At 72.8% G+C, this 26031-nt stretch carries 23 protein-coding genes; 3 read left to right on the top strand and 20 right to left on the bottom strand.

The features are described 5' to 3' along the window. Positions 1 to 63: 63 nt before the first annotated feature. The 10 genes from BJ983_RS24555 to BJ983_RS24510 form a co-directional block, all read right to left on the bottom strand. The gene (locus tag BJ983_RS24555; protein ID WP_179796205.1) at positions 64 to 258 is read right to left on the bottom strand and encodes a ferredoxin; all 195 of its coding nucleotides are present in this window, start codon (positions 256 to 258) and stop codon (positions 64 to 66) included. Next, entirely contained in the window at positions 255 to 1616 is a 1362-nt protein-coding gene (locus tag BJ983_RS24550; RefSeq protein WP_179796204.1) for a cytochrome P450, read from the bottom strand. Before BJ983_RS24550 ends, BJ983_RS24555 begins: the two co-directional genes overlap by 4 nt. 11 nt (positions 1617 to 1627) lie before the next feature. Beyond that, positions 1628 to 3145, bottom strand: a complete 1518-nt coding sequence (locus BJ983_RS24545; protein ID WP_179796203.1) for an aldehyde dehydrogenase family protein — start codon at positions 3143 to 3145, stop codon at positions 1628 to 1630. Beyond that, on the bottom strand, positions 3142 to 4197 hold the full coding sequence (locus BJ983_RS24540) for an alcohol dehydrogenase catalytic domain-containing protein (protein ID WP_179796202.1): 1056 nt from the start codon (positions 4195 to 4197) through the stop codon (positions 3142 to 3144). Before BJ983_RS24540 ends, BJ983_RS24545 begins: the two co-directional genes overlap by 4 nt. A 43-nt stretch (positions 4198 to 4240) precedes the next feature. Then, complete coding sequence (locus tag BJ983_RS24535) at positions 4241 to 4642, bottom strand: SCP2 sterol-binding domain-containing protein (protein WP_179796201.1); 402 nt, start codon at positions 4640 to 4642, stop codon at positions 4241 to 4243. A gap of 198 nt (positions 4643 to 4840) precedes the next feature. Continuing rightward, positions 4841 to 6265, bottom strand: a complete 1425-nt coding sequence (locus tag BJ983_RS24530; protein WP_179796200.1) for a wax ester/triacylglycerol synthase family O-acyltransferase — start codon at positions 6263 to 6265, stop codon at positions 4841 to 4843. Then, entirely contained in the window at positions 6262 to 7668 is a 1407-nt protein-coding gene (locus tag BJ983_RS24525; RefSeq protein WP_179796199.1) for a 1-acylglycerol-3-phosphate O-acyltransferase, read from the bottom strand. Before BJ983_RS24525 ends, BJ983_RS24530 begins: the two co-directional genes overlap by 4 nt. Then, complete coding sequence (locus BJ983_RS24520; RefSeq protein ID WP_179796198.1) at positions 7665 to 9956, bottom strand: glycerol-3-phosphate 1-O-acyltransferase; 2292 nt, start codon at positions 9954 to 9956, stop codon at positions 7665 to 7667. The genes BJ983_RS24525 and BJ983_RS24520 overlap by 4 nt, the downstream gene beginning before the upstream one ends. 2 nt (positions 9957 to 9958) lie before the next feature. Further along, entirely contained in the window at positions 9959 to 11548 is a 1590-nt protein-coding gene (locus BJ983_RS24515) for an AMP-binding protein (protein ID WP_179796197.1), read from the bottom strand. Between the two features lie 132 nt (positions 11549 to 11680). After that, positions 11681 to 12679 (bottom strand): helix-turn-helix domain-containing protein, encoded by a 999-nt coding sequence (locus BJ983_RS24510; RefSeq protein ID WP_179796196.1) that lies wholly within the window; start codon positions 12677 to 12679, stop codon positions 11681 to 11683. 191 nt (positions 12680 to 12870) lie between these two features. On the opposite strand from BJ983_RS24510, the gene BJ983_RS24505 reads away from it, so the two are divergent. Together BJ983_RS24505 and BJ983_RS24500 are read left to right on the top strand one after the other, a co-directional pair. Further along, positions 12871 to 15006 (top strand): molybdopterin-dependent oxidoreductase, encoded by a 2136-nt coding sequence (locus BJ983_RS24505; protein WP_179796195.1) that lies wholly within the window; start codon positions 12871 to 12873, stop codon positions 15004 to 15006. A 2-nt stretch (positions 15007 to 15008) separates the two neighbouring features. Further along, positions 15009 to 15416 carry a CBS domain-containing protein gene (locus BJ983_RS24500; RefSeq protein WP_179796194.1) on the top strand — a complete coding sequence of 136 codons (408 nt, stop codon included), beginning with the start codon at positions 15009 to 15011 and terminating at the stop codon, positions 15414 to 15416. Between the two features lie 74 nt (positions 15417 to 15490). Here BJ983_RS24500 and BJ983_RS24495 read toward each other — a convergent pair whose 3' ends face one another. From BJ983_RS24495 to BJ983_RS24475, 5 genes are all read right to left on the bottom strand, one after another. Further along, on the bottom strand, positions 15491 to 16288 hold the full coding sequence (locus BJ983_RS24495) for a hypothetical protein (protein ID WP_179796193.1): 798 nt from the start codon (positions 16286 to 16288) through the stop codon (positions 15491 to 15493). A 230-nt stretch (positions 16289 to 16518) separates the two neighbouring features. Continuing rightward, positions 16519 to 17457, bottom strand: coding sequence for an ATP-binding cassette domain-containing protein (locus BJ983_RS24490; RefSeq protein WP_179796192.1), 939 nt, complete (start codon positions 17455 to 17457; stop codon positions 16519 to 16521). Positions 17458 to 17492: 35 nt separating this feature from the next. Beyond that, positions 17493 to 18164 carry a hypothetical protein gene (locus BJ983_RS24485; protein WP_179796191.1) on the bottom strand — a complete coding sequence of 224 codons (672 nt, stop codon included), beginning with the start codon at positions 18162 to 18164 and terminating at the stop codon, positions 17493 to 17495. 94 nt (positions 18165 to 18258) lie between these two features. Then, a complete protein-coding gene (locus BJ983_RS24480) occupies positions 18259 to 18765 on the bottom strand; it encodes a hypothetical protein (protein ID WP_179796190.1) in 507 nt (168 codons plus the stop codon). Then, positions 18765 to 19250 (bottom strand): hypothetical protein, encoded by a 486-nt coding sequence (locus tag BJ983_RS24475; RefSeq protein ID WP_179796189.1) that lies wholly within the window; start codon positions 19248 to 19250, stop codon positions 18765 to 18767. Before BJ983_RS24475 ends, BJ983_RS24480 begins: the two co-directional genes overlap by 1 nt. A 154-nt stretch (positions 19251 to 19404) precedes the next feature. On the opposite strand from BJ983_RS24475, the gene BJ983_RS24470 reads away from it, so the two are divergent. Further along, positions 19405 to 20334 carry an ATP-binding cassette domain-containing protein gene (locus BJ983_RS24470; RefSeq protein WP_179796188.1) on the top strand — a complete coding sequence of 310 codons (930 nt, stop codon included), beginning with the start codon at positions 19405 to 19407 and terminating at the stop codon, positions 20332 to 20334. A 46-nt stretch (positions 20335 to 20380) separates the two neighbouring features. On the opposite strand, the gene BJ983_RS24465 is transcribed toward BJ983_RS24470, so the two are convergent. The 5 genes from BJ983_RS24465 to BJ983_RS24445 all read right to left on the bottom strand — a co-directional run bounded on the left by BJ983_RS24465 (position 20381) and on the right by BJ983_RS24445 (position 26026). Beyond that, positions 20381 to 20908, bottom strand: a complete 528-nt coding sequence (locus BJ983_RS24465) for a COG4315 family predicted lipoprotein (RefSeq protein ID WP_179796187.1) — start codon at positions 20906 to 20908, stop codon at positions 20381 to 20383. A 28-nt stretch (positions 20909 to 20936) separates the two neighbouring features. Next, positions 20937 to 21149 (bottom strand): hypothetical protein, encoded by a 213-nt coding sequence (locus BJ983_RS24460; RefSeq protein ID WP_179796186.1) that lies wholly within the window; start codon positions 21147 to 21149, stop codon positions 20937 to 20939. Continuing rightward, the gene (locus BJ983_RS24455; RefSeq protein ID WP_179796185.1) at positions 21146 to 22258 is read right to left on the bottom strand and encodes a peptidyl-prolyl cis-trans isomerase; all 1113 of its coding nucleotides are present in this window, start codon (positions 22256 to 22258) and stop codon (positions 21146 to 21148) included. Before BJ983_RS24455 ends, BJ983_RS24460 begins: the two co-directional genes overlap by 4 nt. Further along, on the bottom strand, positions 22258 to 24543 hold the full coding sequence (locus BJ983_RS24450; RefSeq protein WP_179796184.1) for an MMPL family transporter: 2286 nt from the start codon (positions 24541 to 24543) through the stop codon (positions 22258 to 22260). Before BJ983_RS24450 ends, BJ983_RS24455 begins: the two co-directional genes overlap by 1 nt. A 154-nt stretch (positions 24544 to 24697) precedes the next feature. Then, the gene (locus tag BJ983_RS24445) at positions 24698 to 26026 is read right to left on the bottom strand and encodes an MlaD family protein (protein ID WP_179796183.1); all 1329 of its coding nucleotides are present in this window, start codon (positions 26024 to 26026) and stop codon (positions 24698 to 24700) included. Positions 26027 to 26031 lie beyond the last annotated feature (5 nt).

Below are 26031 nucleotides of genomic sequence, written 5' to 3'. Positions count from 1 at the left end.
CGGAGCGAAGGGCCCCCTCGGTCGTGTCGATCGAGGGGGCCCTTCGCTCGGGACGGGGCGGTGTCAGCTCTCGACGAGCGTCAGGGCCTCCGTCGGGCAGGCCTCGCACGCGGCGCGCGCGATCTCGATCTGCTCCGACCCCGGCGAGTCGTCCAGCACGACGAGCGACCCGTCGTCCTGGACCTCGAACAGGTCCGGGGCCTCGGCCTCGCAGAGCCCGAGACCGCTGCACTTGTCGTGGTCCACGACGATCCTCATGCCTGCGTCTCCGGGGTGAACCGGAACGGCATGCGCTTGACGCCGCGCATGAAGTTCGTGCCCAGCAGCTCCGGCTCGCCCGCCTCGAAGTCGGGGAGCCGGGTGAGGAGCTGGCGGAACAGCTCCCGCAGCGCCGACTTCGCGAGCTGGTTGCCGAGGCAGAAGTGCACCCCGCCGCCCCCGAAGCCCACATGCGGGTTCGGCGACCGGGAGAGGTCGAACCGGTCAGGGTCGGTGAACACCTCGGTGTCCTGGTTCCCGGACGGGTAGAACATGACGACCTTGTCGCCCGGCACGATCGTCTTGCCGCCGAGCTCGGTCTCGACCACCGCGGTGCGACGGAAGGTCATCACCGGCGACGCGTAGCGGACGAACTCCTCGATCGCACCGTCGATGCGGCCGTCGAAGTCCTCCATCAGCCACTCCTGCTGGTCGCGGAAGTGGGTGAAGGCGCGGACCGTGAACGCCGAGGTGTGCTTCGTGGTGTCCGTGCCGGCCACCGACATCAGCACGAAGAACGCGCCGATGTCGAAGTCGTCGAGCTTCTCGCCGTCGATCTCGGCGTTCATCAGCGCGGAGAACAGGTCCTCGGTGGGGTTCTCCTTGCGGGCGTTGATCAGCTCCTCGGCGATCTCGTGCAGCGCGGCCGCGGCCTCGACCTGCACCTCGTCCGCCGGACGGCCGGCGAGGTACTCCGGGTCGGCCCAGGCGACGATGTCACCCGCGGCGCGGACGGTGCGCTTGCGCATGTCCTCCGGGATGCCGAACATGTCGCAGAAGATCCGCTCGGGGAGTCTTTCCCCGCACCGCTCCGGGAAGTCGATCTCGCCCGAGGGGTCGGACGCGAACGAGTCGACGATCTCCTTGGCCGCGAGCTGGATCTGGGCCTCGAGGCGGCGGACCTGCTTCGGGGTGAACGCCGAGGCGACGAGCTTGCGCAGCTTGTCGTGCTTCGGGTTGTCCATCGCGAGGAAGGACTGCGTCATCTGCAGGAAGATCTCCGGCAGCATGTCGAACAGCACGCCCTGGCCGCTGATGAAGGTCTCGTTGTCCCGGCTGACCTTCACGATGTCGGCGTGCTTGACCAGCGCCCAGTAGCCCGGGTCGTCGGGGTCGGGGGTGACGGCGTCCTCGACGGGGCGCTGCCACGACACCGGGTCGGTCTCCCGGAGCTGGGAGAACCGCTTGTCCCGCTCCTCGGAGGTCTGCGCCCAGAACTCCTTGGACGAGATGTCGATCTCCGAGTGCGGCGGCTTGCCCTCGCCGGAGGCGGGGATGAACTCGACGCCGTCCTCGGTCTCGTCGTCGTCGAAGAACGCGTCCCACTCGGCGGGGGCGTCGGTCTCGGTGGTGGTCATGGCTTCCCCCTCTAGTCGGCGTGGCTCAGCAGGACGTCGTACGGCCGGGCGTCCCGGCTGCCCGAGAGGTCGAGGTGGATGCCCTTGACCTCGGTGAACGCGTCGAGCGCGTCCGGGCCCAGCTCGCGTCCGGTGCCACTCTGCTTGTAGCCGCCGAACGGGACCGCGCAGTTGATCTGGTGCGCGTCGTTGATCCAGACCGAGCCGGCCTGGATGCGGTCCGCGATCTCGAGCGCCCGCGAGTTGTCGGCGCTCCACACCGAGGCGGCGAGGCCGTACTCGGTGTCGTTGGCGATCGCGACCGCGTCGTCCTCGTCGTCGTAGGCGATCACCGACAGCACCGGGCCGAAGATCTCCTCCTGGGCGATCCGCATGTCGTTGCGGACGCCGGTGAAGATGGTCGGCTCGACCCAGAAGCCGCGCGTGAAGCGCTCGCCCTCGGGGACGCCGCCGCCGAGCGCCACGGTGGCGCCCTCCGCCTTGCCGCTCTCGATGTACTCGAGCACGCGCTGCTGCTGCCTGGCGCTGACCAGGGGACCCATGTCGGTCTCCCAGTCGCGGGTGTCGCCGAGCTGGATGGTCGAGGCGCGCTCCACCAGCCGGTCGACGAACTCCTGCTCGCGCTCGCGCGGGACCAGCAGGCGGGTCATCGACTCGCAGACCTGGCCGGAGTAGAGCATGCAGCCGTAGAGCACGCCGTCGACCGTGGTCTCCAGGTCGGCGTCGTCGAGGACGACCGCCGGCGACTTGCCACCGAGCTCGAGCGTGACCGCCTTGACGGTGCCGGAGGCGAGCCGCATGACCTCGCGGCCGATCGCGGTCGACCCGGTGAACCCGATCTTCCCGACGCCGGGGTGCGACGCCAGCCGCGAGCCCGCGTCGGCCCCGATGCCCGGGACGACGTTGAAGACGCCGGGCGGCAGGCCCGCCTCGAGGCCGATCTCGGCCAGGGCGAGCGCCGAGAGCGGGGTCTTCTCGTCCGGCTTGAGCACCACCGAGTTCCCGACGGCGAGCGCGGGCGCCCACTTCCACAGCGACAGCAGCAGCGGGAAGTTCCACGGCGCGATGGCGCCGACGACGCCGATCGGCTCGCGGCGCACCGAGCTCTGCCCGAGCGTCGGGAACGCCGCGCGCGGACCGGGTCGCTCGAACTCGTAGCGGGCCGCGAGGTCGGCGAAGTACTCCAGGTGCGGCGCGCAGTAGCCGACGTGGAAGCCGGTGGCCTGGCGGACCGTGGCCCCGTTGCCCATCAGCTCGAGCTCGACGATCTCGTCGAGGCGCTCGCCGAGGATGGTGGACATGCGGCGCAGGACGTCGGCGCGGTGGGCCGGCGTGGCGCGCGACCAGTCGCCGGCCTCGAAGGCCCGCTGCGCCGCCTCGACGGCCCGGTCGATGTGCTCAGCTGTGCCGCAGGCCGCCGTGGCGACGACCTCGCCGGTCGACGGGTCGACGATGTCCAGCGCGGTCTCGGTGTCGACCTTCTCGCCGCCGATGACCAGCGGGAAGTGCTTGAGCTCGGTCGTCGTCATGAGGTCGGGTCCAGGACGATCTTGGTGGCCTCGCGGGCCTCGAACATCCGGTAGGCCTCGGCCGCCTCGCTCATCGGCATGCGGTGCGAGACGAACCGGCTCGGGTCGAGCTTCCCCGCGGCGATCAGCGCGAGGGTCTCGTCCATGTAGTTGATGATGTTCGCGACGCCCTGGTGGATCGTGACGCCCTTGAGGTACAGCTCGCCGAACGGCAGCTCGATCGAGTCCTCGGTGTAGACGCCGGGGATGGAGATCGCGCCGCCGGAGGCGACCAGGGAGCACGCCGAGAGCAGCGCCGACGGGTGCCCGACCGCGTCGATGACGACGTCGGCCCCGCGCCACTCGGTGATGTCCTGCACGGCCTCGGCCGGGTCGACCTCGGAGGCGTTCACGCCGATCGCGCCGATCGCCTCGGCCTCCTTGAGGCGGGCCGCCACCTTGTCGACCACGGCCACCTGGCCGGCGCCGAGGACGTTCGCGGCCATCGCGGCGCACAGGCCGACCGGGCCGGCGCCGACGATCGCGACGGTGTCGCCGGGGCGCATCACCTTGCGGACGGCCTCGTAGCCGGTCGCCATGATGTCGCCGACGAAGAGCTTGTCCTCGTCGTTGCCCCGGCCCTGGTCGTCGATCCTGCGCATCGTGAGGTCGGCGTTCGGCACGACCACGTACTCGGCCTGGCCGCCGGAGAGCGACCCGAAGACGATGCCGAGCCCGAAGATGCGGGTGCCGAGGCACTGGCCGGGCCGGGACCGGCGGCAGTTGTAGCAGGCGCCGCAGCTGACGACGCAGGAGGCGACCGCGCGGTCCCCCTCCTCGAACTGCGTCACCGCGGCGCCGACCTCGACGACGGTGCCGAGGAACTCGTGGCCGAGGACGACGTCCTCCTCGAGCTCCAGCCGGCCCTCGTAGGGGTGCAGGTCGGTGCCGCAGATCGCGGTCTTCTCGACCTTGAGCAGCACGTCACCGGGGTCGGTGACGGTGGGGCGCTCGACCTCGTCGACGCGGACGTCGTGGGCCTTGCGCAGCAGGACGGCGCGCATGGTCGCCATGTCGGGGGGTCCTCCTCCTCGTCGTCTCTGGGATCGCCCGGCGTCAGGCCGAGGCGTCCTTCTCGGCCACGAGCTCCCGGTACATCGGGAAGAGCGGCTTGGTGAGGGGGACGAGCTTGAGGATCTTGTTGACCGGGCCCTTGGCCTTGACCTCGCCCTTGGCCAGGCCGACGGCGAGGTTGTACTCGCCGCGCCAGAACTTGTCGCCGGTGTCGGCCTTCATCATCAGCGTGATGTCGGGCTTCTCGTCGGTGGAGCCGAGCGACACCTCCATCGTGGGCTCGTGCATCACGATGTTCATCTCGGTGGCGGGGTCGGTGTAGAAGACCTTGAGGAAGATGCCCGACGACCGCAGCTTCGGGCCGGACTCGGGGTGGTCGTTGGCGGCGCGGAAGACGCCACCGATGTACTTGTCGACCTCGGCGGAGTCGTTGAAGAAAGCCATGCGGGCACTCCTCGCATCGTGGGGTGAGGGGCGCACCCGGCGGGCGGACCGCGCTCGGGGTCGCGGTCCGCACCCTCGCCGTGCGGTGCGTCGTGTCACTCATGGTCACGGGGCGAGAGGGCACTCGAACCTCCCCCGGGAGGGAGGCGGCTCCCCCCTTCGATCCGAGGGGTTTCCCGGCCTGGAGCTGCGGGAGGATCAGCCGCGCAGCACCGGCGTCGGGGCGTTGTCCGGGCCGAGGGAGAGCACCTCGACGAAGCCCTCGACGAGGCAGCGGCCGAACAGCTCGCGGTCGGTGATGGCCGCGGGGTCGATGTTCGCCCCGAGGCAGCAGGTGTCGCCGTGGGTGAGCATCGTGATCATGGCGGCGCAGCCCGGCCGCGGGGCGTAGGGGAACATCCGCTCGACCTTCGCGCCGGCCAGGAACACCTCCTCGCGGATGCCGGGCACGTTGGAGGCCTGCAGGTCGTTGCCCTTCGTCACCCCGCCGGCGACGGCGGCCATGACGCTGCCGGGCAACCGGGCGAGCAGTGGGGAGACCAGCCCGATGTCGTCGGCGGCGGGCTCGGCGCGCCCCGCGGCGACGTCGGCCGCGATGGTCGCCATGCGGGCCGCCGGGTCCTTCTCGGAGAGGTGGCCGGCCAGCCGCAGGGACGCGATCCTGTTCCCGCCCGCCCCGTCGCCCTCGCCGCGCAGCGAGACCGGGATGGACATCCGGATCGTGTCGGTCGGGCTGCCGAGCGCCTCGTGGTAGAGCCGGAACGCCCCGAGCAGGGCGGCGATGTAGGCGTCGTTGATCGTGCCCCCGCCCGCCTTCGCGGCCGCCCGGAACGGGGCGAAGGGCAGCTCCATCGAGACGAACCGCCAGTCCGGGCCGCGGGTCGCGAGCAGCGGCGACGGGGTGGCGCCCGGGTCGCCGATCACCCGGATCGCGGAGAGCCCGAAGGCCACCGCCTCGCGGGCCTTGGCGATCGGGTCGCGCAGCGCGGCACCGGCCGCCCGCACCATGTGGACCGGGACGGACGCGAGCGACTCCGCGTCGTGGCGCACCTGGCGCCCGAGCGCGGCCCACGGGCCGGGCCCGTTCTCCACCGGCGGCTCCGGCTGGGGCTTGCCGGGGTCGGTCTCGCGGGAGCGGTTGAGCAGTCCGTTGAACAGCTGCACGCCACCGAGCCCGTCGGTGGTCGCGTGGTGCATCTTGAGCAGGTAGGCGGCCCGGCCGTCGGGCAGGCCCTCCACGAGCACCGCCTCCCACGGCGGGCGCTCCCGGTCGAACGGGGTCAGCGCGAGGTGCTCGGCGATGGCGAGGACGCCGTCCCACCCCTGCCCCGAGGGCACCGACACGCGGCGGACGTGCCGGTCCAGGTCGAAGTCCGGGTCGGGCGACCAGACGGGCGCCCCGAGACCGAGCGGCGGCTCCACGACGCGCTTGCGGAACCGCGGCACCATGCGCGTCGCCCAGTCGTGCGCGGCGACGAGGCGTGCCCAGTCCGGCGTGGCGTCGAGGTCCGCGACCGCCACCATCGTGGAGCGCAGCGCCGGGTCGGCCTCCGCCCGCCACATCATCGTCTCGAACGCCGACATCTCGTCGGAGTCCGCCCAGGACAACCCCGCCTCGGTCACTGCTTCTCCCTCAACCCGAGCGTCTCCAGGAACAGGCCCCGCACGTGCGCCACGTGGTCGTCGAGAGTGTCGACGCTCCAGGCGGCGGTGTCGATCGGGGGCAGGACGGTCGCGCGCACGGTGCCCGGCCGGACGGTCGCGTCGTGGCGCCACATCAGCTCGCCCGCGTTCTCCAGGACGATCGGCACCATCGGCACGCCGGCCTGCATCGCGATGTGGAAGGCGCCCTTCTTGAAGCGCCCGGGCCGCGGGGTGGGCGACCGCGTGCCCTCCGGCGCCATCAGCAGCGACATCCCCCGGCGGATCTTCTCGACGGCGGGTTCCAGCGCCTCCTTGGCCTGGCGGGTGTTGCCGCGCTCGACGAACGCGACGTCGGCGAGCACGAACAGCTGCCCGAACAGGGGCATGGACCGCGCCTCCGCCTTGGCGACGCCGGTGAAGTCGTGCCGCAGCATCGTCATGGTGACGATCGGGTCCAGGGCGCTCTGGTGGTTGAACACGAACACCGCGGGGCGGTGCGACCACAGGTGCTCGGCGCCGGAGACCTCCACGTCGACCCCCGCGATCCCGAGGGCGAGCTCGGAGCCGAGCGACCCCGCGAGGTTGATCGCGTGGTGGCGGGAGAGCCGCAGGGCGCCGGAGCCCATCGCCGCCAGGGTCGCCGAGAGGAAGCCGCCGTAGAAGCCGACGGTGCCGCCGATCGCCTCGACCGGCGGCACCGCGCCGCGCGGGGCGACCGGGAGGGCCGGGTGCACGCCGTCGGGCCCCCCGACGACGACGGGGTGCGCGGCCAGGTCGAGCAGCGCCCGGTCGTCGGCCGGGGCGTAGACGAACGCCTGCCCGAGGTCGACGTCGTGGTCGTCGGCCCAGCCGACGACGGCCGCGGCGGCGTCCGGCCCGGTGCAGACCGGGGAGCCGAGCCCCGCGACGACGTCGCCGTCGGGCCCGCCGTACGAGAGCCGCGTCGCCACCACGTCGTCCGCGCCCAGCGCCTCGGCCAGCGGAGCCACGTCGAGCGGGGTCGCCGCCGACACCAGCACCACGCGGTGCCCCCATCCCGCGTGCCGGACGGCCAGCCGCCACACCTCGGGGTGCAGCCACGAGGCGGTGGTGCCGCGGAAGGTGGCGGCGCACTCGTCGGCGACCTCGTCCACGGTCCGGCCGCGGCGCGCGCGGACCACGCGGACGACGTCGTCCGGGGTCACGACGGCGGGTCCGGCCACGCCGGCCACCACGTCGGCCACGAAGCGGCCCCAGAGCGAGTCCGGCGTCGCGAACGGGGCCAGCGGGCTGCCCGCGAGCAGGCCGCCGTCGACGGCGACGAACGCCGTGACCGTCTCGCCGGGCGGGGCGGCGTCGATGCGGGCGGCCAGGGAGCTCTCGGCCCTGACGACGGCGGTCATGCCAGCAGCTCCTCGGTCCGTCGTTCCTCGAGCCGGGCGAGCTCCACGAGCCGGCCCCGCACCTCGTCGATCTCGGCGAGGAAGGCCGCGCGGTCCTCCCGGCTCGAGTCCTCCAGCAGGCCCCGGTTGCCGGCCAGATCCAGCGCGGAGGCGTACAGCTCCGTCGAGACGGAGTCGGGCCGGGCCACCCGGCCCTGACGCAGCATCTGGCGGCCCAGCCCGAGGCACTCGGCGGTGAACGCCTTGCGGTCGACCTCCCGGGCGGGGTCCAGGGCCGCGAGCTTCGTGGCCACCACCCACTGGGCGTCGACGAAGGAACGCAACGTGCGGGGGGCGACGAGGAATCGGGCGTCGGCCAGCAGGTCGGCGGCCCCGTCGCCCTCCGCGACCCGTTCGCGCCACCGGACGTCGATCAGGTCGGTCTCGGCGCTGATCGCGTCGGAGAACCGGCGCTTGGACGGGAAGAAGAACTCGAACTTGAGCAGGTCGCGCAGCGCGAGCGCGTCGGTCCACGCGGCCTCGACCGGGTCGGTCCCGGCGGGCGCCCGCGAGGCGGCCAACAGGGCCATCTCGACGATCGCCCGGTCGACGAAGTGGTGGATCGCGCCGTTGCGGTAGAACGCTGCGACCCGGTGGCGGCCCTCGCGGATCGACCAGACCGGCTCGTCCCCGCCGTCGTAGCGCTCGACCACCTCCCCCGTGACCAGCCGGTCGAGGGTGCGGGAGAGCCCGCCGTCGTGCAGACCCTCGCGCGGGCCGGGGCGGCCGAGCGCGTCGAGGTGGTCGAGCAGCGGCTCGGTGGACACCCGGATCTGCTCGTGGGTGAGCGCGCGCCCACCCGTCCCGAGCAGCGCGAACGTGACCAGGGCGGTGGGCGTGGCCGGGGTCGCGCGGTTGATGCCGTCGCAGATCGCGAACGCGACCTTGTCCAGCCGGTTGGGGCCGTCCCCGGCCTCCGCGAGCGCCTCGGCGAGCGAGAACGGCTCCCCGAACCGGACGCGGGCGTTGCCGTCGTTGCGGGCCTGGCCCCGGATGTAGCGGGCCATCCAGCCGAGGCCCTCCGCCGACTTGTCCGCCCCGCCCTGCTCGGCGGCCATCGCGTCGAGCTCGTAGAGCCGGTCGTAGACCAGCGAGGTCGGGACGAGCTGCACGTCCGGGACGCGGCCGTCGTCGAGCGCGCCGACGAGGTAGGAGAGCAGACCCATGCTGGGGCGCCGCAGCTTCCCCGTCCGCGACCGGCCGCCCTCGATGTACCACTCGAGGTTGAACCGCTTCGTCACGAGGTGGGCGATGTACTCGCGCAGCGCGAGCCGGTAGACCTTGTCGTCGCCGCTCGAGCGACGGATGAACACGACGCCCGCGCGCTTGCCGAGCGGGCCGATCGGCCAGAACGACATGTTGTTGCCGCCGAGCACGGTGTTGCGCGGCAGGTCGTGGTCGCGCAGCACCTCGCCGAGCACGAGCGGGTCGGCGTAGGAGCGGTGCGTGGGCAGGAAGACCAGCGGCGCCGTGCGGTTGAGGGCGCGGAGCGGCTCCACGGTCTCGGCGTCCACCTCGACCTGCCACGCCGACGTGTGCATGGGCGAGAGCGCGGTCCGGAAGGCGTCGATCGAGAGCGGGTTCTGCACGGCGGCGAGGTCGGCGAGGCGGGCCCGCATCGCGTCGAGCACCTCGCCGAAGGCCCGGCCCTCCTTCTCGGCGAGCTCCCGCACCTTCTCCCGCACCGCGGTGGACGCCACGATCTGCTCCACCACGAGCCGGGGCACCGTGTAGTGATCGCCGATCACGGCGCGCTCGGCCCGCTCGCAGGACAGCACGCCCGCCCGGTGGACGTAGTCCTCCAGCGGCTCCTCGGCGGCCTGGTCGGCGTGCCGGCGGGTGAGGTCCGCGACGGTCGCCGGCTCCCCCTCGACCACCTGCACCCGGTCCGGGGCGTTGCGCGCAAGCCGGCGCTGCCAGAAGGCGGGCGGCCGACGATGACCGATCAGGGCGAGCAGGTCGACCGCCTTCGGCCGCTTCGGCGGGGCGCCGCTGCCGTCGGCCCACTCCGCGGCGCGGGTGGGCGGCAGCCACGTCACGCGGATCGGCACCACCTCCGCCGTCGGGGTGGCGTCGGCCAGCGCGCGCTCGAGGTCCTGCGGGGTCAGGCAGACCGGGGCGCCCGGGTGGTGCTGCGCGGCCCACTCGCCGATCAGCTCGCGTTCCGGCGCGGTGCGTGCCGCGCCGAGCACGATCACCTCTCCGGCGTTCCCCGTCGTCGGGACTTCCTCCCGGACGCCCACGGCCATCGCTACACCCCTGCCTTCATGGTCGAGCTCCGCTTCGCTTCGTCTCCGCCTGCCTCGAGGTACTGCTTGCGGAGTTCGCCCTTGACCAACTTGCCGGTGGCCGTGCGGGGCAGGTCGTCGACGAAGTCGACCGACCGCGGCGCCTTGTAGCGGGCGATGGACGCCTTCACGTGCTCGATCAGCTCCGTCGCGAGCGCGTCGGAGCCCTCGTGCCCGGCCGCGAGCTGCACCACGGCCTTGACCTGCTCGCCCATCTCCCGGTCGGGGATGCCGATGACCGCGACGTCGAAGACCGCCGGGTGCATCGTCAGGCAGTTCTCGATCTCCTGCGGGTAGATGTTGACCCCGCCCGAGATGATCATGAACGCCTTGCGGTCGGTCAGGTAGAGGAAGCCCTCGTCGTCGACGTAGCCGACGTCGCCCGTCGTCGTCCACGTCCCGTGGTGCGGGTGCGTCGCCTCGCGGGTCTTCTCCGGGTCGTGGTGGTACTCGAAGGGCCGCTGCGGGCGCTCGAAGAAGATCGTGCCGACCTGCCCGGCGGGCAGCTCCGGCGCGTCCGGGTCCTCGGTGTCGCAGATCCGGATGGTGCCGAGCTCGGACTGGCCGACCGAGCCGGGGTGGTCGAGCCACTGTTGCGGCGAGATGAGCGTGATCCCGTTGGCCTCGGTGGAGGAGAAGTACTCCCAGAGCACCGGGCCCCACCAGTCCATCATCGACTGCTTCACGTCGACCGGGCACGGCGCCGCGGCGTGGATCGCGACCCTGACCGTCGAGCAGTCGTAGCCCGCGCGGACCGCCTCGTCGAGCTTGAGCATCCGGACGAACATGGTCGGGACCCACTGCGAGTGCGTGACGCCGTGCTCGGCGATGACGCGCAGCGCCTGCTCCGCCTCGAAGCCCTGCGTCATCACCAGCGTGCCGCCGGTGGCGAGCACCATCCCGCCGAAGCGCAGCGGTGCGGCGTGGTAGGTCGGCGCGGGCGAGTAGTAGACGACGCTCTCGTCGAAGCCGAACAGCGGGCCGAAGATCGAGACGAACGGTTCGCCGGGCTCGTGCACCTCGCGGGTGGGCCGTGCGGGCTGGATGCCCTTGGGGCGGCCGGTGGTGCCGCTGGAGTAGAGCATGTCCACGCCCGCCGGCTGGTCGGCCGGCTCCTCGCCGGACGCGGCCGCGAGCGCGGCCTCGTAGTCCTCGAAGCCCTCCACGGCACCGCCGTAGGCCAGGCGCTCCGCGACCTGCGGGGTCCTCCCGACGACGGATGCGGCCAGCTCCGCCCGGTCCGCGGAGACGATCAGGGCGGTCGCCCCGCAGTCGTCGACGATGTAGGCGGCCTCGTCGACGGAGAGGTGGTGGTTCACCGCGGTGATGTAGAGCCCGGAGCGCACGGCGGCCCAGTAGACGACGAAGACCTCGGGGCTGTTCGTCGCGATGAGCGCGACGTGGCCGCCGGGCCGCAGGCCGGCCTCGCGCAGCACGTGGGCGAGGCGGATCGAGCGGTCCTCGAGCTCGGCGTAGGTGAGCGACTTCCCGGTGTCCGCCATGACGACGGCGGGCTTGTCGGGGCTGGTCCTCGCGAACGTTCCGGGGTACACGGGTGGGTCCTCGCTGCAGTGTCGGCCGTCGTTGGTCGCCCCGGATGGTTACCCACGCCACAGTCGATCACATCAGCCGCGGGCGGGGAGTTCCTGCCTCTTCGGGGCTACCCCTCCCCCGGACCGCCCGGCTCAGCCCCGCATGGTGAACCCACCGCGCCGACGGTAGGCGGCGGGCGCCTCGTGGAACTCCTGCTTGAACCGACGGCTGAACGACGCCAGGTCGGCGAAGCCGCACGCGTGCGCGATCTCGGTGAGGCTGAGGGCCGCGTCGCGCGGGTCGAGCAGTCGGCGCCGGGCGTGCTGGAGCCGGCGCAGGCGGACCAGCGCCGCGACGGAGAGGTCGCTGTCGGCGAACACCCGGTGCAGGGCGCGGACCGAGAGGAAGTGGGCGCGGGCGATGTCCTCGGGGCCGAGCTCGGGGTCGGCGAGGTGGTCGGTGACGTAGGCGTCGACCCGCCGTCGCAGGTCCTCGGCGCTGCTCGGCGACAGCACCTCGTCGCGGCGCAGGGACTCCCCCACGGCCGTGCCGAGCAGCGCCGCGAGCTGGCCCGCGAGGCGGCCGCCCGCGGGGTCGCCCAGGTCCGGCGGCGCGGTCGCGGTCTCCGCCAGGGCGTGGCCGACGATCACACCGAGCCGGTCCTCGCCGAGGGTGCGGGCGGTGGCCGCGCGCGTGACGTCGACCCCGAGGGGCACCAGCTCGCGGGGCCAGGTCAGCACGTTGAGCGTCCAGGGGCCGTCGAAGTGCCACGCGAAGGGCCGGTCGGTCTCGTAGACGGCGTAGCGACCCGGCGTCAGGACCGCCTCCCGGCCGTCCTGCTCGAGCACCGCGCGGCCCCGCGTCACCATGCCCACCTGAAGGTAGGTCCGGGGGTCGCTGCGCACCAGGCGGGAGGTGCGGCGGGCGCTCTGGGGCATCGAGCTGACCACCGACGCCGAGAGGTGGCCGACCAGCGTGCTGCGCACGGTGGAGACGAACCCCCGGTCGGCGTCCACCGTGTCGTCCACGTCGAGCGCGACGAAGTGCTCCCGCAGCAGGTCGTTCCACCGGCCGAGCCCCTCCGCCGTCTCGGCGGCGCACGCGTTCCCGGGCTCGTCGAAGGGCCCGACGGGGTGCATGGCTCGTGTCATGGGCGGATGCTTCCGGTGGTGGTCGCCCGACGCTATGGCGCCGGTCACCCTCCCGCAAGGTCGGCCGTGTTTCCGTCGTGTAGCGGTCGGTGCCCGCGCGACCTTCTGGCACGGAGTGACAAGCCCGCTCGCCGGAGCGGGGGCGAGCATCCGGAGATCGACCGGCCTCCCGACCACCACCAGGAGTGCACGTGACCGCTCTGGACGACCTGACCCTGACGCCGACCACCACCACGGTCCGCGCCGCCTGCCCGCACGACTGCCCGGACACCTGCGCGATGCTCGTGACCGTCGAGGACGGCCGCGCGACCAACGTCGCCGGCGACCCCGACCACCCGGTCACCCGCGGCGGGCTCTGCGTCAAGGTCAACAACTACCCCGACAAGACCTACAGCCCGGACCGCCTGCTGTACCCGATGAAGCGGGTCGGACCGAAGGGCCTCGGCCGCTTCGAGCGGATCTCCTGGGACGAGGCGCTGGAGACCATCGCGTCGACGTTCCAGGCGAAGATCGCCGAGCACGGGGCCGAGACCGTGATGCCGGTCAGCTACCTCGGGACGCAGGGCATCCTCAACGGCCTGTCGGCCGGCGACGCCTTCTTCCACCGCATGGGCGCCACGGTCACCGAGCGCACCTACTGCGACTCCGGCGCCTGCACCGCCTACGCCTCCACCGTCGGCGCGACGGCGGGCGTGGACCCCGAGAGCATCGTGCACTCGAAGTACATCATCATCTGGGCCTCGAACACGATCTCCACGAACCTGCACCTCTGGCCGGTCATCGCCGAGGCGCAGAAGCGCGGCGCGAAGGTCGTCTGCATCGACCCGATGCGCCACAAGACCGCCCGCCGCGCCGACTGGCACATCCCGATCCGCCCGGGCACCGACGGCGCGCTCGCCCTCGCGATGATGCACGTGATCATCACCGAGGGCCTGCACGACGAGGAGTACGTCCGCGAGCACACCCTCGGGTTCGACGAGCTCTCCGAGCGCGTGGCGCAGTACACCCCGGAGTGGGCCTCCGAGGAGACCGGCATCCCGGCCGAGGACATCCGCACCCTCGCCCGCGAGTACGCCACCACCGACCCCTCGATGATCCGCATCGGCGTCGCCATCGAGCGCCACGCCGGCGGTGGACAGACCGTCCGCTCGATCGCCTGCCTCCCCGCCCTCGTCGGGGCCTGGAAGCACGTCGGCGGCGGCCTGCTGCAGCTGCCGCTGTGGGCGCACCCGGTCAACTGGCCCGCGTTCATCCACCCCGAGTACCGCACCCCCGGCACCCGGGTGATCAACCAGTTCCTGCTGGGGCGGGCGCTGACCGGCGAGATGGACCTCGACATCCCGGTGACGGCGTTGATGGTCTACAACTCGAACCCCATGGTCGTCTCCCCCGAGCAGGAGAAGATCGCCAAGGGCCTGGAGCGCGAGGACCTCTTCACGGTGGTCAGCGACCACTTCCTGACCGACACCGCGCGGTACGCCGACATCGTGCTGCCCGCGACCACCCAGCTCGAGCAGCACGACATCATGTTCAGCTGGGGCCACTTCTACGTCACGCTGAACATCCCGGCGATCGAGCCGGAGGGCGAGTCGGTGCCCAACACCGAGCTGTTCCGCCGCCTCGCCGCGGCCATGGGCTTCGACGACGACTTCTTCCAGCTCTCCGACGAGGAACTGCTCGCCCAGGCCTACGACTGGTCGGCCCCCGCGATGGAGGGCATCACCCTCGAGTCGCTGCGCGAGACCGGATGGGCCCGGCTCAACCTCCCCGGTCCCGACGAGTACCGCCCGCACGCCGACGGCAACTTCCCGACGCCGTCGGGGAAGACGGAGTTCAGGAGCTCCGCGCTGGAGGCGATGGGCAACTTCGTCGTGAACTTGTTCCGGCAGCTCTCCGACGACCACCAGCCGGGCACCCCGGTCGACCCGCTGCCGCACTACATCGCCCCGCGCGAACGCAGCGAGCTGTATCCGCTGAACCTGCTCTCGCCGAAGTCCCACGCGTACATCAACTCGAGCGCGGGCGACCAGGCGATGCAGAAGCGGGTCCAGGGCGAGCAGACGGTGACGATCCACCCGGCCGACGCGCAGGCCCGGGGCATCGACGAGGGGAACTACGTCGCGGTGTCCAACGACCGCGGCCGGTTCGTTGCCCTCGCGAAGATTTCCGAGGAGATCGCACCCGGCGTCGTGGTCTGTCCCATGGGATCGTGGGGCAAGAACGCGAAGGAGGGCACCACGGTGAACGCCGTCAACCCGTTCGTCTTCGCGGACCTGGGGAACGCACCGACGTTCTCCGACACCCGCGTCGAGGTCACCCCGGTCTGATCATGGGGACCGTCGCCGAGGCCCACCTGCGGACACCCAAGGTCCACGGACCCGACGTGTCCGTGGGCGCGGCACGCGCGTTCTTCCTCGACGGTCACGTGCACGCGCTGCTGCTCGTCGACCGCGACGTCCTCGTCGCGGTCGTCGAGCGGGCGGACCTCGAGGGCGTCCCCGACGCGGCCCGGGCCCGCTCGGTGGGTGCGGTGACCGGGCGGGTGGCCGCTCCGGGGGACGACCTGGAGACCACCCGGCGGGCGATGGCGGCCCGCGGTCAGCGGCGGCTCGCCGTCGTGGACGCCGCCGGGGTCCTGCTCGGCCTGCTGTGCCTCAAGCGGCACGGGCGCGGGTTCTGCTCGGCCGCCGACGTCGCCGCGCGCGACGCGGACCGGGCGGCTCACCAGGTGGGCTGAGCGCACCACCCCCGACACGACCGAAGCCGGCCCTCCCGTCGCGGGAGGGCCGGCTTCGTCGTCGTGGGCAGGCCTCAGAGGTTGAGGTGCATCCCGCTGAGGGCGGCCTTCGAGCCGTCCTTCGCCTCGTCCTTCTTGGCGCCGTCGTCCTTCTTGGCGCCGTCGTCCTTCTTGGCGTGCTTGCCCTCGCCGGTGTCGGCCTTCTTCTCGGCCGCCTTCGTGGTGTCGGCGGCGCGGTGCTTGCCGGCCTCCTGGGCCGGCGCCACCTGCTGGGCGGCCGCGGGCTGCGCGGCGGCGGGCTGGGCGGTCGCGGGCTGCGCGGCGGCGGGCTGCGCGGCCGGGGCGGGCGCCGGCACGCCGGTGAGCGCGCTGAACACGCTCATGATCGGCGACTCCGGAGCGGCTGGCTGCGCGGCCGGCTGAGCCGCAGCGGGCTGAGCGGCGGCGGGCTGGGCCGCGGCCGGCTGAGCGGCGGCCGGCTGGGCCGCAGCGGGCTGAGCGGCGGCGGGCTGCGTGGCGGCCGGCTGGGCCGCGGCTGGCTGGGCCGCGGCCGGCTGCGCGGCGGCGGGCTGAGCCGCAGCGGGCTGAGCCGCAGCGGGCTGAGCCGCAGCGGGCTGCGCGGCGGCGGGCTGCGCGGCGGCCGGCTGGGCCGCAGCGGGCTGAGCAGCGGCCGGCTGGGCCGCAGCGGGCTGGGCCGCAGCGGGCTGAGCAGCGGCCGGCTGAGCAGCGGCCGGCTGCGCGGCAGCGGGCTGAGCGGCGGCCGGGGCCGGGGCGGCGGCGGGGGCCGGGGCGGCGAGCGCGACGGCCGGCGAGGCGGCGGCCACGGCGAGCACGCCGACGGTCAGAGCGCGGGTGCGCGCGGACAGGGACACGGACGACCTCCACTGCGGGGGGAGCTGGACGAGCAGACGGGGCGGACCCGCCGGGGGATGTTGTCGACGTAACGAGTCCCATGGCGCAGCGGTGCGATCCCGGGCCCGTATCTGCCGATCGAGGGCACCGATCCCCCGCTGGGGGTAGGCCCCGGGACCGTCCCGCTGCCGAGCGTCCACCCCGCCGGGTCGGCGTCCGGGGCCGATCGTGGGCGCCCTGCGACGAATGATCAGAACGTGACGACGTTGTCGATGACGCCCGACAGGATCGCGATCAGGGTGGCCAGCCCCATGAGCAGGAGGACGAGGTAGACCGCCCAGTGCCACGAGGTCACCTCGCGGCGGGCGTCCTCGACCCGCGCGTAGGTGCTCCGGCTCCGGTCGTCGGTCTCGGCGAAGGACGTGCTGAAGCCGAACCGCCGGTCCCAGGTCTCGGCGTCGACGACACCGTCGAGGAGCTCCGCCACGGGCCCGGTCTCGACGATGCGGCCGGCGAGGATGACGACGAGGTCGTCTCCCAGGGCGCGAGCCATCTCGATGTCGTGGCACGTCAGGACCATGGTCGCGTCGGTGTGCGCCCGGGCCCGGCGGATCGACTCGACGAGGGTCGTGCGGTTGGTGCGGTCCATCGCCGCACCGGGATCGTCGAGGACCAGCAGGTGCGGGTCGTCGACGAACGACTTCGCGAGCGCGAGCCGCCGTCGCGTGCCCGAGGACAGTGCGTCCGGGAGATGGTGGGCCACGTCGACGAGGTCGAACTCGACCATCCGGTTCCACCCCCGCGCCTCGACCGTGGCCGCGTCGTAGCCGCGGGCCTCGAGGGGATAGCGGACGTTCGCCCACGCGCTCATGGAGGCGAAGACCGAGCCCTCGTAGACCGACGTGCCGCCGAGGAGGACTCCGAAGCCCTGACGGAACTCCCGGAGTCGCGCCGGGTCGAGGTCGCCGACGACATGGCCGCCGATCGTCACGTCACCGGACCCGTCGTCGGCCGTCTCCAGGCCCAGCAGGATCCGCGTGAGGGTCGTCTTCCCGACCCCCGACGGCCCCATCACCACCAGGGTCCGACCCGGGGCGACGTCGAGCGAGATGTCCTCGAGGACGCGGTCGCCCTCGAAGGACTTGCTGATGCCGTCGACCTGGATCGCCGGCGCGGTCGTGAGCCGCACCGCCCCGTCCCGGTTCGGCCGTCGACGCGCCGGGGTCATGCCGTGGCGTGCGACCGTCCGCGCGCCGCGCAGCGGCTGCAGGCCGTGAAGCCCTCGTCGCGGGCGTCGTCGACGGTGAGGTCCTCGACCTGCTGGCCGTCGATCACCTGGCAGCCCTGCACGTGGTAGCGCATCCGGCCCGGGACGACGTGGACGACGGTCGTCCCCGCGAGCTCCGGTGCCGCCGCGGACGTCTCGGGCGCCGTCGTCACGGCGGGCGAGGTCGCCTTCTCCGGCGCCTTCTTCTCGGGCGCCTTCGCGACGGCGGGCGTGGCCGCCTTCTCCGGCGCCTTCTTCTCGGGCGCCTTCGTCTCCGGCGCCTTCTCCGGTGTCTTCGCGACGGCGGGCGCGGCCGCCTTCTCCGGCGCCTTCTTCTGCGGCGTCTTCTTCTCCGGCGTCTTCGCGACGGCGGCTTCGGTCGCCGTCGCCCGTTCCTGGTCGGTGCCCGCAGCCGCAGCGGTCTTCTCGACCGGCGCCTCCGGCCCGTCCTCCGCCGTGGCAGCGGCCGAGCCGTCGGCGCCGTCCGGGTCGCGCCGCAGCGCGATCACGTACAGGACGGCGGCCGCGAGGCTGACCACGAGGGCCGCTCCCGCCAGCACGGTGGTGCCGGTGAGGAAGGCGCTGATGAGGAGCGCGAGGGCCACGACCACGAGAACGCCGATGAGCATGGGACGGAGGTCCTCCCTGGGCGCCGTGGTGGGGACCGGCACGGCGATGTCCGGTGTGACGACGGGACCGGTGGGGAGCCCGGTCGGCTCTCGCTCAGCTCGCGGTGGACCGCGAGCGGCCGGCGATCCGGCCGGCCGCTCCACCGACGACTGCTGCCGCCACGAACGAGAAGACGGTGTACAGCGGGTCGAACGTGCCCTGCAGGAACATCAGCGGCACCACGAGCAGGTAGCTACCGACCGCGGCGCCCGCACCGTGCAGCGGCGGGTTCGGGCAGGCGAGCCCCACGCGGTAGCCGGCGAAGGCGAAGGCCGTGACCGCGACGAGGATCAGCCAGAACATGCCGACGACCGGCACGAAGGCGGTGACGACGGGCTGGATGAGCCCGCCGAAGACCAGGATCATGAAGCCCGAGCTGATGCCACGGGCGATGGCGCCGACGTCGACCTGCGCGGGCCGGGCCGCCGGGGCGGCCGTCGTGGAGGTGGGCTTGGCCGGGGAGGGCCGCGTGGACGACGCCGTCCGCGGCTGCGGCGGGGTGGTCGCGCCCTTGGGCGGCTTCGGCAGCGGCTTCTGCTTGCCGGCGGGCTTGGAGGCCATCAGGGCGTCACGGTCCTCTCGGTCGACTCGGCCGGCGGCCCGACCGCGGAGTCATCCTGGCGCGGGCCCTGGAGGTAGCGGTGCGTCGGGAGCAGGACGAGGAAGACCGAGCCGACGAGGAAGCCCGCCATCGCGGGGAACACCTGCCAGGCCGCGCCCAGCGCGAGCCCGACGACCGCGATCAGGCCACAGGCGGCCAGCGGGATCCGCGACCAGCCCTGCGCCAGCAGCAGGGCCACGGCGAGCAGGACCACCACCACGCCCAGCCAGGGCAGCAGCGGCACGAACCAGTTGTCCTGCGCGGTGGTGGACACGACCGTGCCCGCGTCGTTCAGCGTGTCCCGCTGAGCGTCGGCGTCGGTGGGGGTCGGCACCCCGATCTGCGAGGTGAGCAGCGAGACCGCCACCACCACCCAGCACACGACGGCCACCAGGAGCTGCCACGGGTAGCGGCCCACCCTCCAGTCCTGGACGACCGCAGCCATGGGACGCGTCACCTTGGGCAGAATCACGTTTGCATGATAGAAGGCCGTCCGGACGCGCTCGCGTCCCCCGCCCGGGGCAGGGGCCTCCCTCGGACGGACACGCTTCCCCGTCGTCGGGGTCTGTTCCCTCACAGTTCTCCTACAGTGGCTCCTCGTGCGTGCAGCGGCGCCGGGGATGCGACTGACGGGGATCACCACCGTCATCGACGACTCCCCCGTGCTGCACCGGCTCGGCCTCGACGTGCCGGCCGGGGAGATCACCGTCGTGATGGGCCCCTCCGGGGCGGGGAAGACCACGGTGGTGCGGCACCTGACCGGGTTGCTCGAGCCCGACCGCGGCACCGTCGAGATCGGCGGCCGCGACGTCTGGGGCTCCGGCCCCGACGGTCTGCGGGAGATCCGCAACGGGATGGGCGTCCTGCTGGGTGGCTCGTCGCTGTTCGACTCGTCGCTGTTCGCCTCGCTCACCGCCTACGAGAACCTCGACTACGTCCTCAAGCACCACGGGTTCGGCGAGGCCGAGCGCGAGCAGCGGGCGATGGCGATGCTGCACGACCTCGCGCTCGACGGGGTGGCGTCGTCCCTGCCCGACGCGATGCCCGCCCACGCCCGCCGTCGGCTGGGGCTCGCACGGGCCCTGGTGGCCGACCGCCCGGCCCTCATCCTCGACGACATCGACGTCTGCCTCGACGCGGCCCACTCGCCGCGCATCCTGGCCGCGCTCGCGGGCTGGCGGGAGCGCACGCAGGGGACGCTGCTGCTGACCACGCACAACATCCGGCTGGCCCGCGAGCTGGGCGATCACCTGGCGATTCTCTGCAACGGGCGGATCATCACCACCGGCAGCGCGGCCGAGCTGCTGAACGGCATCGACTCGAACGAGGACTTCGACCACCGGTTCCGGGTGTCGGACTTCCTCGGACCTCCCCGGATGGCGGACATCCTCGCCGACCGGGAGCGGGACCGGGAGTCACGGCGCGGCCTGCAGATGACGATCGACCCGATGATGGTGCGGGCGGCGATCATCGGGATCGTCGTGGTCACCCTCGTCGTCATGACGCTGACGCTGGCGCACCTGATCTGACGTCCCGGACACCCCGCCCCACGAGGTGTCCGGGACGGCCACCGCACTACAGCGGGGCGATGACCGGCGAGGTCGGGGCGACCGGGGCGCCGGAGCCGCTGACGGCGGACCAGACGCCGCCGAACTGGTTCAGCCCGGCCCCGCGGATGTCCGTCGGGCGGACCGGGTCGCCCGGCGCACCGTCCTCGGCGTAGTAGTACAGCGGGTGGCCGGCATAGGTCACCTGCGCGCGGCCGTCGGTGCGCGTGATCGTGCCGATCTGATCGTCGTCCAGGGCGTTCTTGTTCCCGTCGGCCGACCGGGGCTCGCCGTTCGCGAGGTAGGGCTTCCACACCTCGGCGCACGCGTCGTTGCAGGTGGGACGCCCGGGGCTGTCCCCGGCGAACTGGTAGAGCGTGCGGCCCGTGCCGTCGGCCAGCGTGGCTCCGTAGAAGCTCGGCCGGACCTGCAGCGTCGTGTCGGTCCCGGCGAGCTGCGGTGCCGGCCCCTCGTCCACGGACTGGCCGCAGCCGGCGAGGCCGACGAGGGCCACGAAGAGGACGGGCAGCGCGGTGGCGCGCCGGACGACGGTCATGGGAGCTCCAGGTCGGGAGGGAGGGACATCAGAGGTAGGACGCGATGATCAGGCCGACGAAGGCGACCGCGACCACCAGGCAGGCCACCGAACCGCGCTTGTAGACGCCGCGGCGCTTCTCCTGCGTGCGCTCGTCGAGCGGCATCGAGAGCGCGAGCGCGTCCGCGTTGCGCCAGCCCCAGACCCCGACCACGACGAGCAGGGCGGCCGGGATCAGGAGCCAGAGGGCGCTGATGGTCACGAGCCACCCGGGGTCCCGCCGAGACCCACCGGAGCGCCGTCGGGGTCGGCCGGGCGGTAGGCGTCGGCGTAGCGGACGTGGGAGGAGCGCAGCTCGTTCTCGAGCCAGGCGCTCCAGGCCGCGGTCTTGCGGTCGGTGAGGACGGCCTGCTTCAGAGGGATCTGCGCCTGCGCGAAGTCGGCCGGCACCCCGGGGACGACGTCGTTCACGAGGCCGACGTTCCAGCCCTGCTGGGTCTGCACCGGCCCGAACGGCTGTCCCTTCGGAGCTGCGAACGCAGCCTGGGCGTAGCCGGCCTGGAGCTTGTCCGCCGTCACCGGCTGCCCGAGGTCGCCGCCGGCGTCCTTCGTGCTGCCGTCCAGGCTCTGCGTGCGGGCGAGGTCGGCGAACGGGGTGCCGGCGCGGAGCTTCGCGAGGACGTCGTTCGCCTGGTCCTGCGTCTGGACGACGATGTTGGAGAGCTTGCGCTGTTCCGGCGTGCCGAGCTGCGCGGCGTACTTCGGGAACTCGGCGGGGAGTTCGGCGTCGCTGACCTGGACCGGGTCCGTGACCTGCTTGATCAGCTCCGCCGACGCGTACTGCTGCCGGATCTCGTCCAGGACCTCCGCCTCCGACGTCCCCACCTGCCCGAGGGCGCCGACGAACTTCTGGTACCCGTCGGGTCCCTGACCGAACTGGGCCTGGACCATCTGATCCATCGCCTGCCGGATCCTGGTGTCCGGGATGACGATGCCGCGGTCGGCCTCGGCGTTCGTCAGGACGTCGGCCACGGCCATCGCCTTCGCCGAGTCCCGCCGGAAGCGGTCGGCGCCGGCCGGGTCGGTCGGCTCCTGCGCACCGTAGAGCGCCTGGATCGTCTTCAGTCGCTTGTCGTACTCCGCCCTGGTCACCGTCCGGTCGCCCACGGCGAAGGCGGCGTCGGCCGGCAGCGGCGGCGAGTACACGGCGGGGACCAGACCCATCACGACCGGGACGGCGACGGCCGACGCAACGGTCAGCACGGCGACGAGGACGCCGACGAGGATCCGACGCAGCCGTGTCCGGGGCGGCCGTGGGCGCCGGATCGCGTCCACGGTCGAGGAGAGGCGGGGGCGTTCGACGGTCAGCATCAGCGGGCTCCCATGCTCGCGGGGACGGAGGACGCGGGATCGGGCTCCGGCGCGGCCTCGGGCGCGGTCGCGGTGACCGGCGCGTCACTCGGGGGCCACACCCAGACCACGAAGAGGGCCGCGGCCCAGGACAGGACGACCGAGGCCGCGAGGAGGAGACCGAACTCCCGCATCAGGGCGAGAGGCGAGACCGCCAGCACGGCGTAGCCGATGGCCGACGTCCCGGCGGCGAGCGACACCGCGCGCCGCAGACTGCGGTCACGGCGCCGCACGGACTGCGACACCATCACGGTGAACTCGCACCCGACGGCGGCCGTGAGCGAACCGAGGGCCACGGTCAGAGGGCTCAGCGCGGTCCCCGTCGACCACAGCAGGACGAGTGTGCCGCCGGTGGCGATGACCGCCGCCAGGACCGCCCGGACGGCGTCCACCCGACGGCGCAGCCCGAGAGCCAGCACGAGGCCCGCGGCCAGCACCCCGGCCACGCTGGCCAGGTAGCGGTCGGAGGACACGACCTCGTAGCCCCGGACGGCCACGGTCGGCAGGCCGGTCAGCTCGGCCGTCATCCCGGGCGGTGGCGGCGGGAGTTCGGCCGTGACCTGCCGGGTCACGGCGGCCAGCGCGCCGAGATCGTCGAGCGACACCCCGTAGGACATGTTGGCCATCCGGCCGTCCCCACGGACCACCGAGCTCGTCAACGCACTCGGCATGAGCCGCAGACCGGCCTGGATCTGGTCGGCGGTGGGGGCGGGGCCGAGGAAGTCCAGCAGTCCCGGCAGCGAGAGCACCGGGCTCATCACGTCACCGTGGTCGACGACGATGCGCTGGTTGGCGGCCTGCATCCACTGCCAGGCCTCCGGGCTGCGCACGTCGGCCTCCGGGGTCGCCGGGTCGTCGTCGGAGCGCAGCACCAGGTTGAGCTCACCGTTCGTGCCGATCACGTCCTGGACGTGGTTGGCGTCCGCGAGGGCGGGCAGGCCGCGCGCCAGGTCCTGGATGTTGGTCTGCAGCGGCATCGTGCCGAGGAGCGCCCATCCGGCCAGCGCAAGGGCGAGCACTCCGGCACCCAGCCCGAACCGGACCCCACGAGGCGCCGCAGGAGCAGGCTCGGGAAGGACCGGGACGGGTGCGGCCACGGCACCGTCCGCCCCCCGCCGGACCAGCACGGCACCGAGTGCGACGGCGAAGGCGATCCCGACGGCGAGGGTGATCCCGAGGTCGCGGACGAACGCCAACGGGGTGAGGGCGAGCGTCGCGAAGCTGAGGGCGGACGCCCCCGCGACCACGAACACGACCCGGCTCCGCGCCCGCTGGGCGAAGTAGGTCGGGTAGTAGCTGCCGAGGCCGAGCAGGACCGGGAGGAAGGCGAGGACCCCGAGCGAGAGGGGATGGCCCACCCAGCCGAGACCCGCCACCGTCATCCCGGTGGCCAGCAGGGTCACCGCGAGCGGGAGGAGCCGACGTCGGCGTCCGGTCCACGGCACCAGGAACAGCACCAGTCCGATGGCTGCGACCGCGACCGCTCCGATGATCGGTATCTGCGTGTCGACCGACGCGCCGAGCGCCGCGACGATCGTCGGCACACCCGAGACGGTCACCGTCGTCCCCGGCGGCAGGGCGGCGCTGTGGGCGGCCTGCTCGACGGTGGCGACGAGCCGCTGCGTGCCGGCCTGGTCGAGCTCGGCACGGGGGCGGACGAGGATCGCCAACGAGTTCGCGTTCGGCACCACGTAGTGCCACCGCGGCTTGACCGTGCCAGTCGGGTCGAAGACCACGTTGGAGACGAACCGGGGGTTCTTGAGCGTGGGGAGGCCAGTCGGCAGCGCCTCGATGATCGTCGGCGCGTACCGGTTGTCGAACTGGGCCTGGGCCTGGGCGGCGGCCGCGTCGGCGTCCGCCGCGGACGCGCCGGCCTTCAGGGCGTCCTGTCGGGCCGCGTTCCCGAGGCCGTCGCGCCGACCGAGCATCTCGGCGATGACGAGCTGTGCCTGACCGGCGATGTTGTTGAGGGTCGTCACCGGCCCGTAGAGCGCCGCCACGTCCGGGGCGCTGCCGAGCTGCTGCTCGAGGTCGAGGACCCCGGGCAGCTGCTGGGTCGCGAGCAGGGCCCGCGGCTGCGGGTTCTCGAGCAGGACGACGATCGGGTCCCCGCCGAAGGACTGGCCCAGCTCGTTCAGCCGGGCCAGCGAGGGATCGCCCGACGGGAGGAACGAGTCCGCGCCGGTCTCGACCCGGACCTGGGCGAGGCCACCGACGAGGAAGACGGCGACCAGGAGCCCCGCCACCAGGCCCACCACGTCCCGCCGGCCCGGGCGGCGGAGCCGCCGCCCGAGCGCCGCGAGCCGCTCTGTCGGGGAGACCCGCGGCGAGGCGCCCGCGGCAGCGGGGGCGCCTCGCCGTAAGAGCCGTGATGTCCACATACGGAGCGATTCTGGCCAGTTACCGAGTGTAGGGCTTCAACGGGGTGTTGCAGCCCGCATTGTTGAGGCCCGGCTGCTGACCGACCGCGTTGCGGTTCGGCGGATTGCCGACGTCGTAGCTGAACGCGAACGGGCTGAGGTTCAGCGGGAGCGCCGCGGGCGGCTGGAGGGTGTCGTAGCCGAACTGCGGGGCGACGCCACCCACCGTTCCGCCGTCGAGGCCGTTGGGCCGGACGAGGCCCTTCGAGAAGTTCACGAAGAACGGCGCGACGTTCGGGCCACAGGGCTTGAGGTAGGCCAGGACCGGGTTGAGCGCCGAGAAGAACTCCCGGCCCGGGGGCACCACGGCCCGCAGGTTGTCCGAGAAGTCCGGCACCCGCTGCAGCGTGGCCGGTGCCTTATCGAGCACCGAGTTCAGCGCCGGCAGCAGTCCGCGCAGGTCCTTCGCCGTCCCCGGCAGCTGGTGGAGTGCGTCGTTCAGCGGTCCGGAGGCCTCGTTGAGGTTCTCCGCCACCGGCTGCAGCGCCGCCCCGAGCCGGGACAGATCCGGGCTGGCGGCCTGGGCGGTCACCAGCGTCGGCGGGAGCTTCTGGATGACGGCGGAGAGATCGTCCCGGCTGTCCGCGGTCACCTTGGTGACCTTCTGCGCGTCCTCGACGAGCTGTGCGATCTGCCCCTGCCGGGTGTCCAGCGCGTCGAGCACCTTCGCCGTGTTCGACGAGAGCTGGCGCAGGGCCACCTCCTGGCGGCTCAGGGCGTCGAGCGCGGCCGGCACGTACCGGGTGGGCTCCCCCAGGCTGCCGATGGTCTGCGAGATACCGGCCTGCTGGCCCTGGGTGACCTTGTCCAGCGACTGGATGGTCGCGCCGAGGTTCTTCCGGTCGGCCTGGGGCAGGGCCCGGATGACCTCGTCGGTGTCGACCGGCGGGGTCACGTTGCCCATCGGGATGACCGCCTGGTCCGGCAGCGGCGGGCCGTTCCCGTCGGTGATGTCGACGTAGGTCTCATTGATGAGGGTCTTCGTCTTCACCTGGGCCTTGACGCCCTCGTGGAGCGGGCCGTAGTCGGGCAGGTCCCCGAGGCCGGTCCGCACGTGCGCGATCCCGTCGATCACCTCGAGGCCGATGACCCGCCCGGCGGGCACGCCGTTCAGCGTCACCTGGCTCTGGTCGACCAGGTTCTTGTTGATCGGCGACAGGAACGTCACCGAGTAGGGCGTGGACGTGACGAGCGGAATCTTGCCGCCGGCCCCCACCCAGAAGATCGCGTAGAACACCAGGCTGACCACCATGAACACGACGAGGATCGCGGTCTGGATCCACGGGAGCGCTTTCTGCGAAATCTTCACCGAAG

The organism is Actinomycetospora corticicola (assembly GCF_013409505.1).
Classification (GTDB): domain Bacteria; phylum Actinomycetota; class Actinomycetes; order Mycobacteriales; family Pseudonocardiaceae; genus Actinomycetospora; species Actinomycetospora corticicola.
This window is presented reverse-complemented; position numbering and strand designations above follow the sequence as displayed.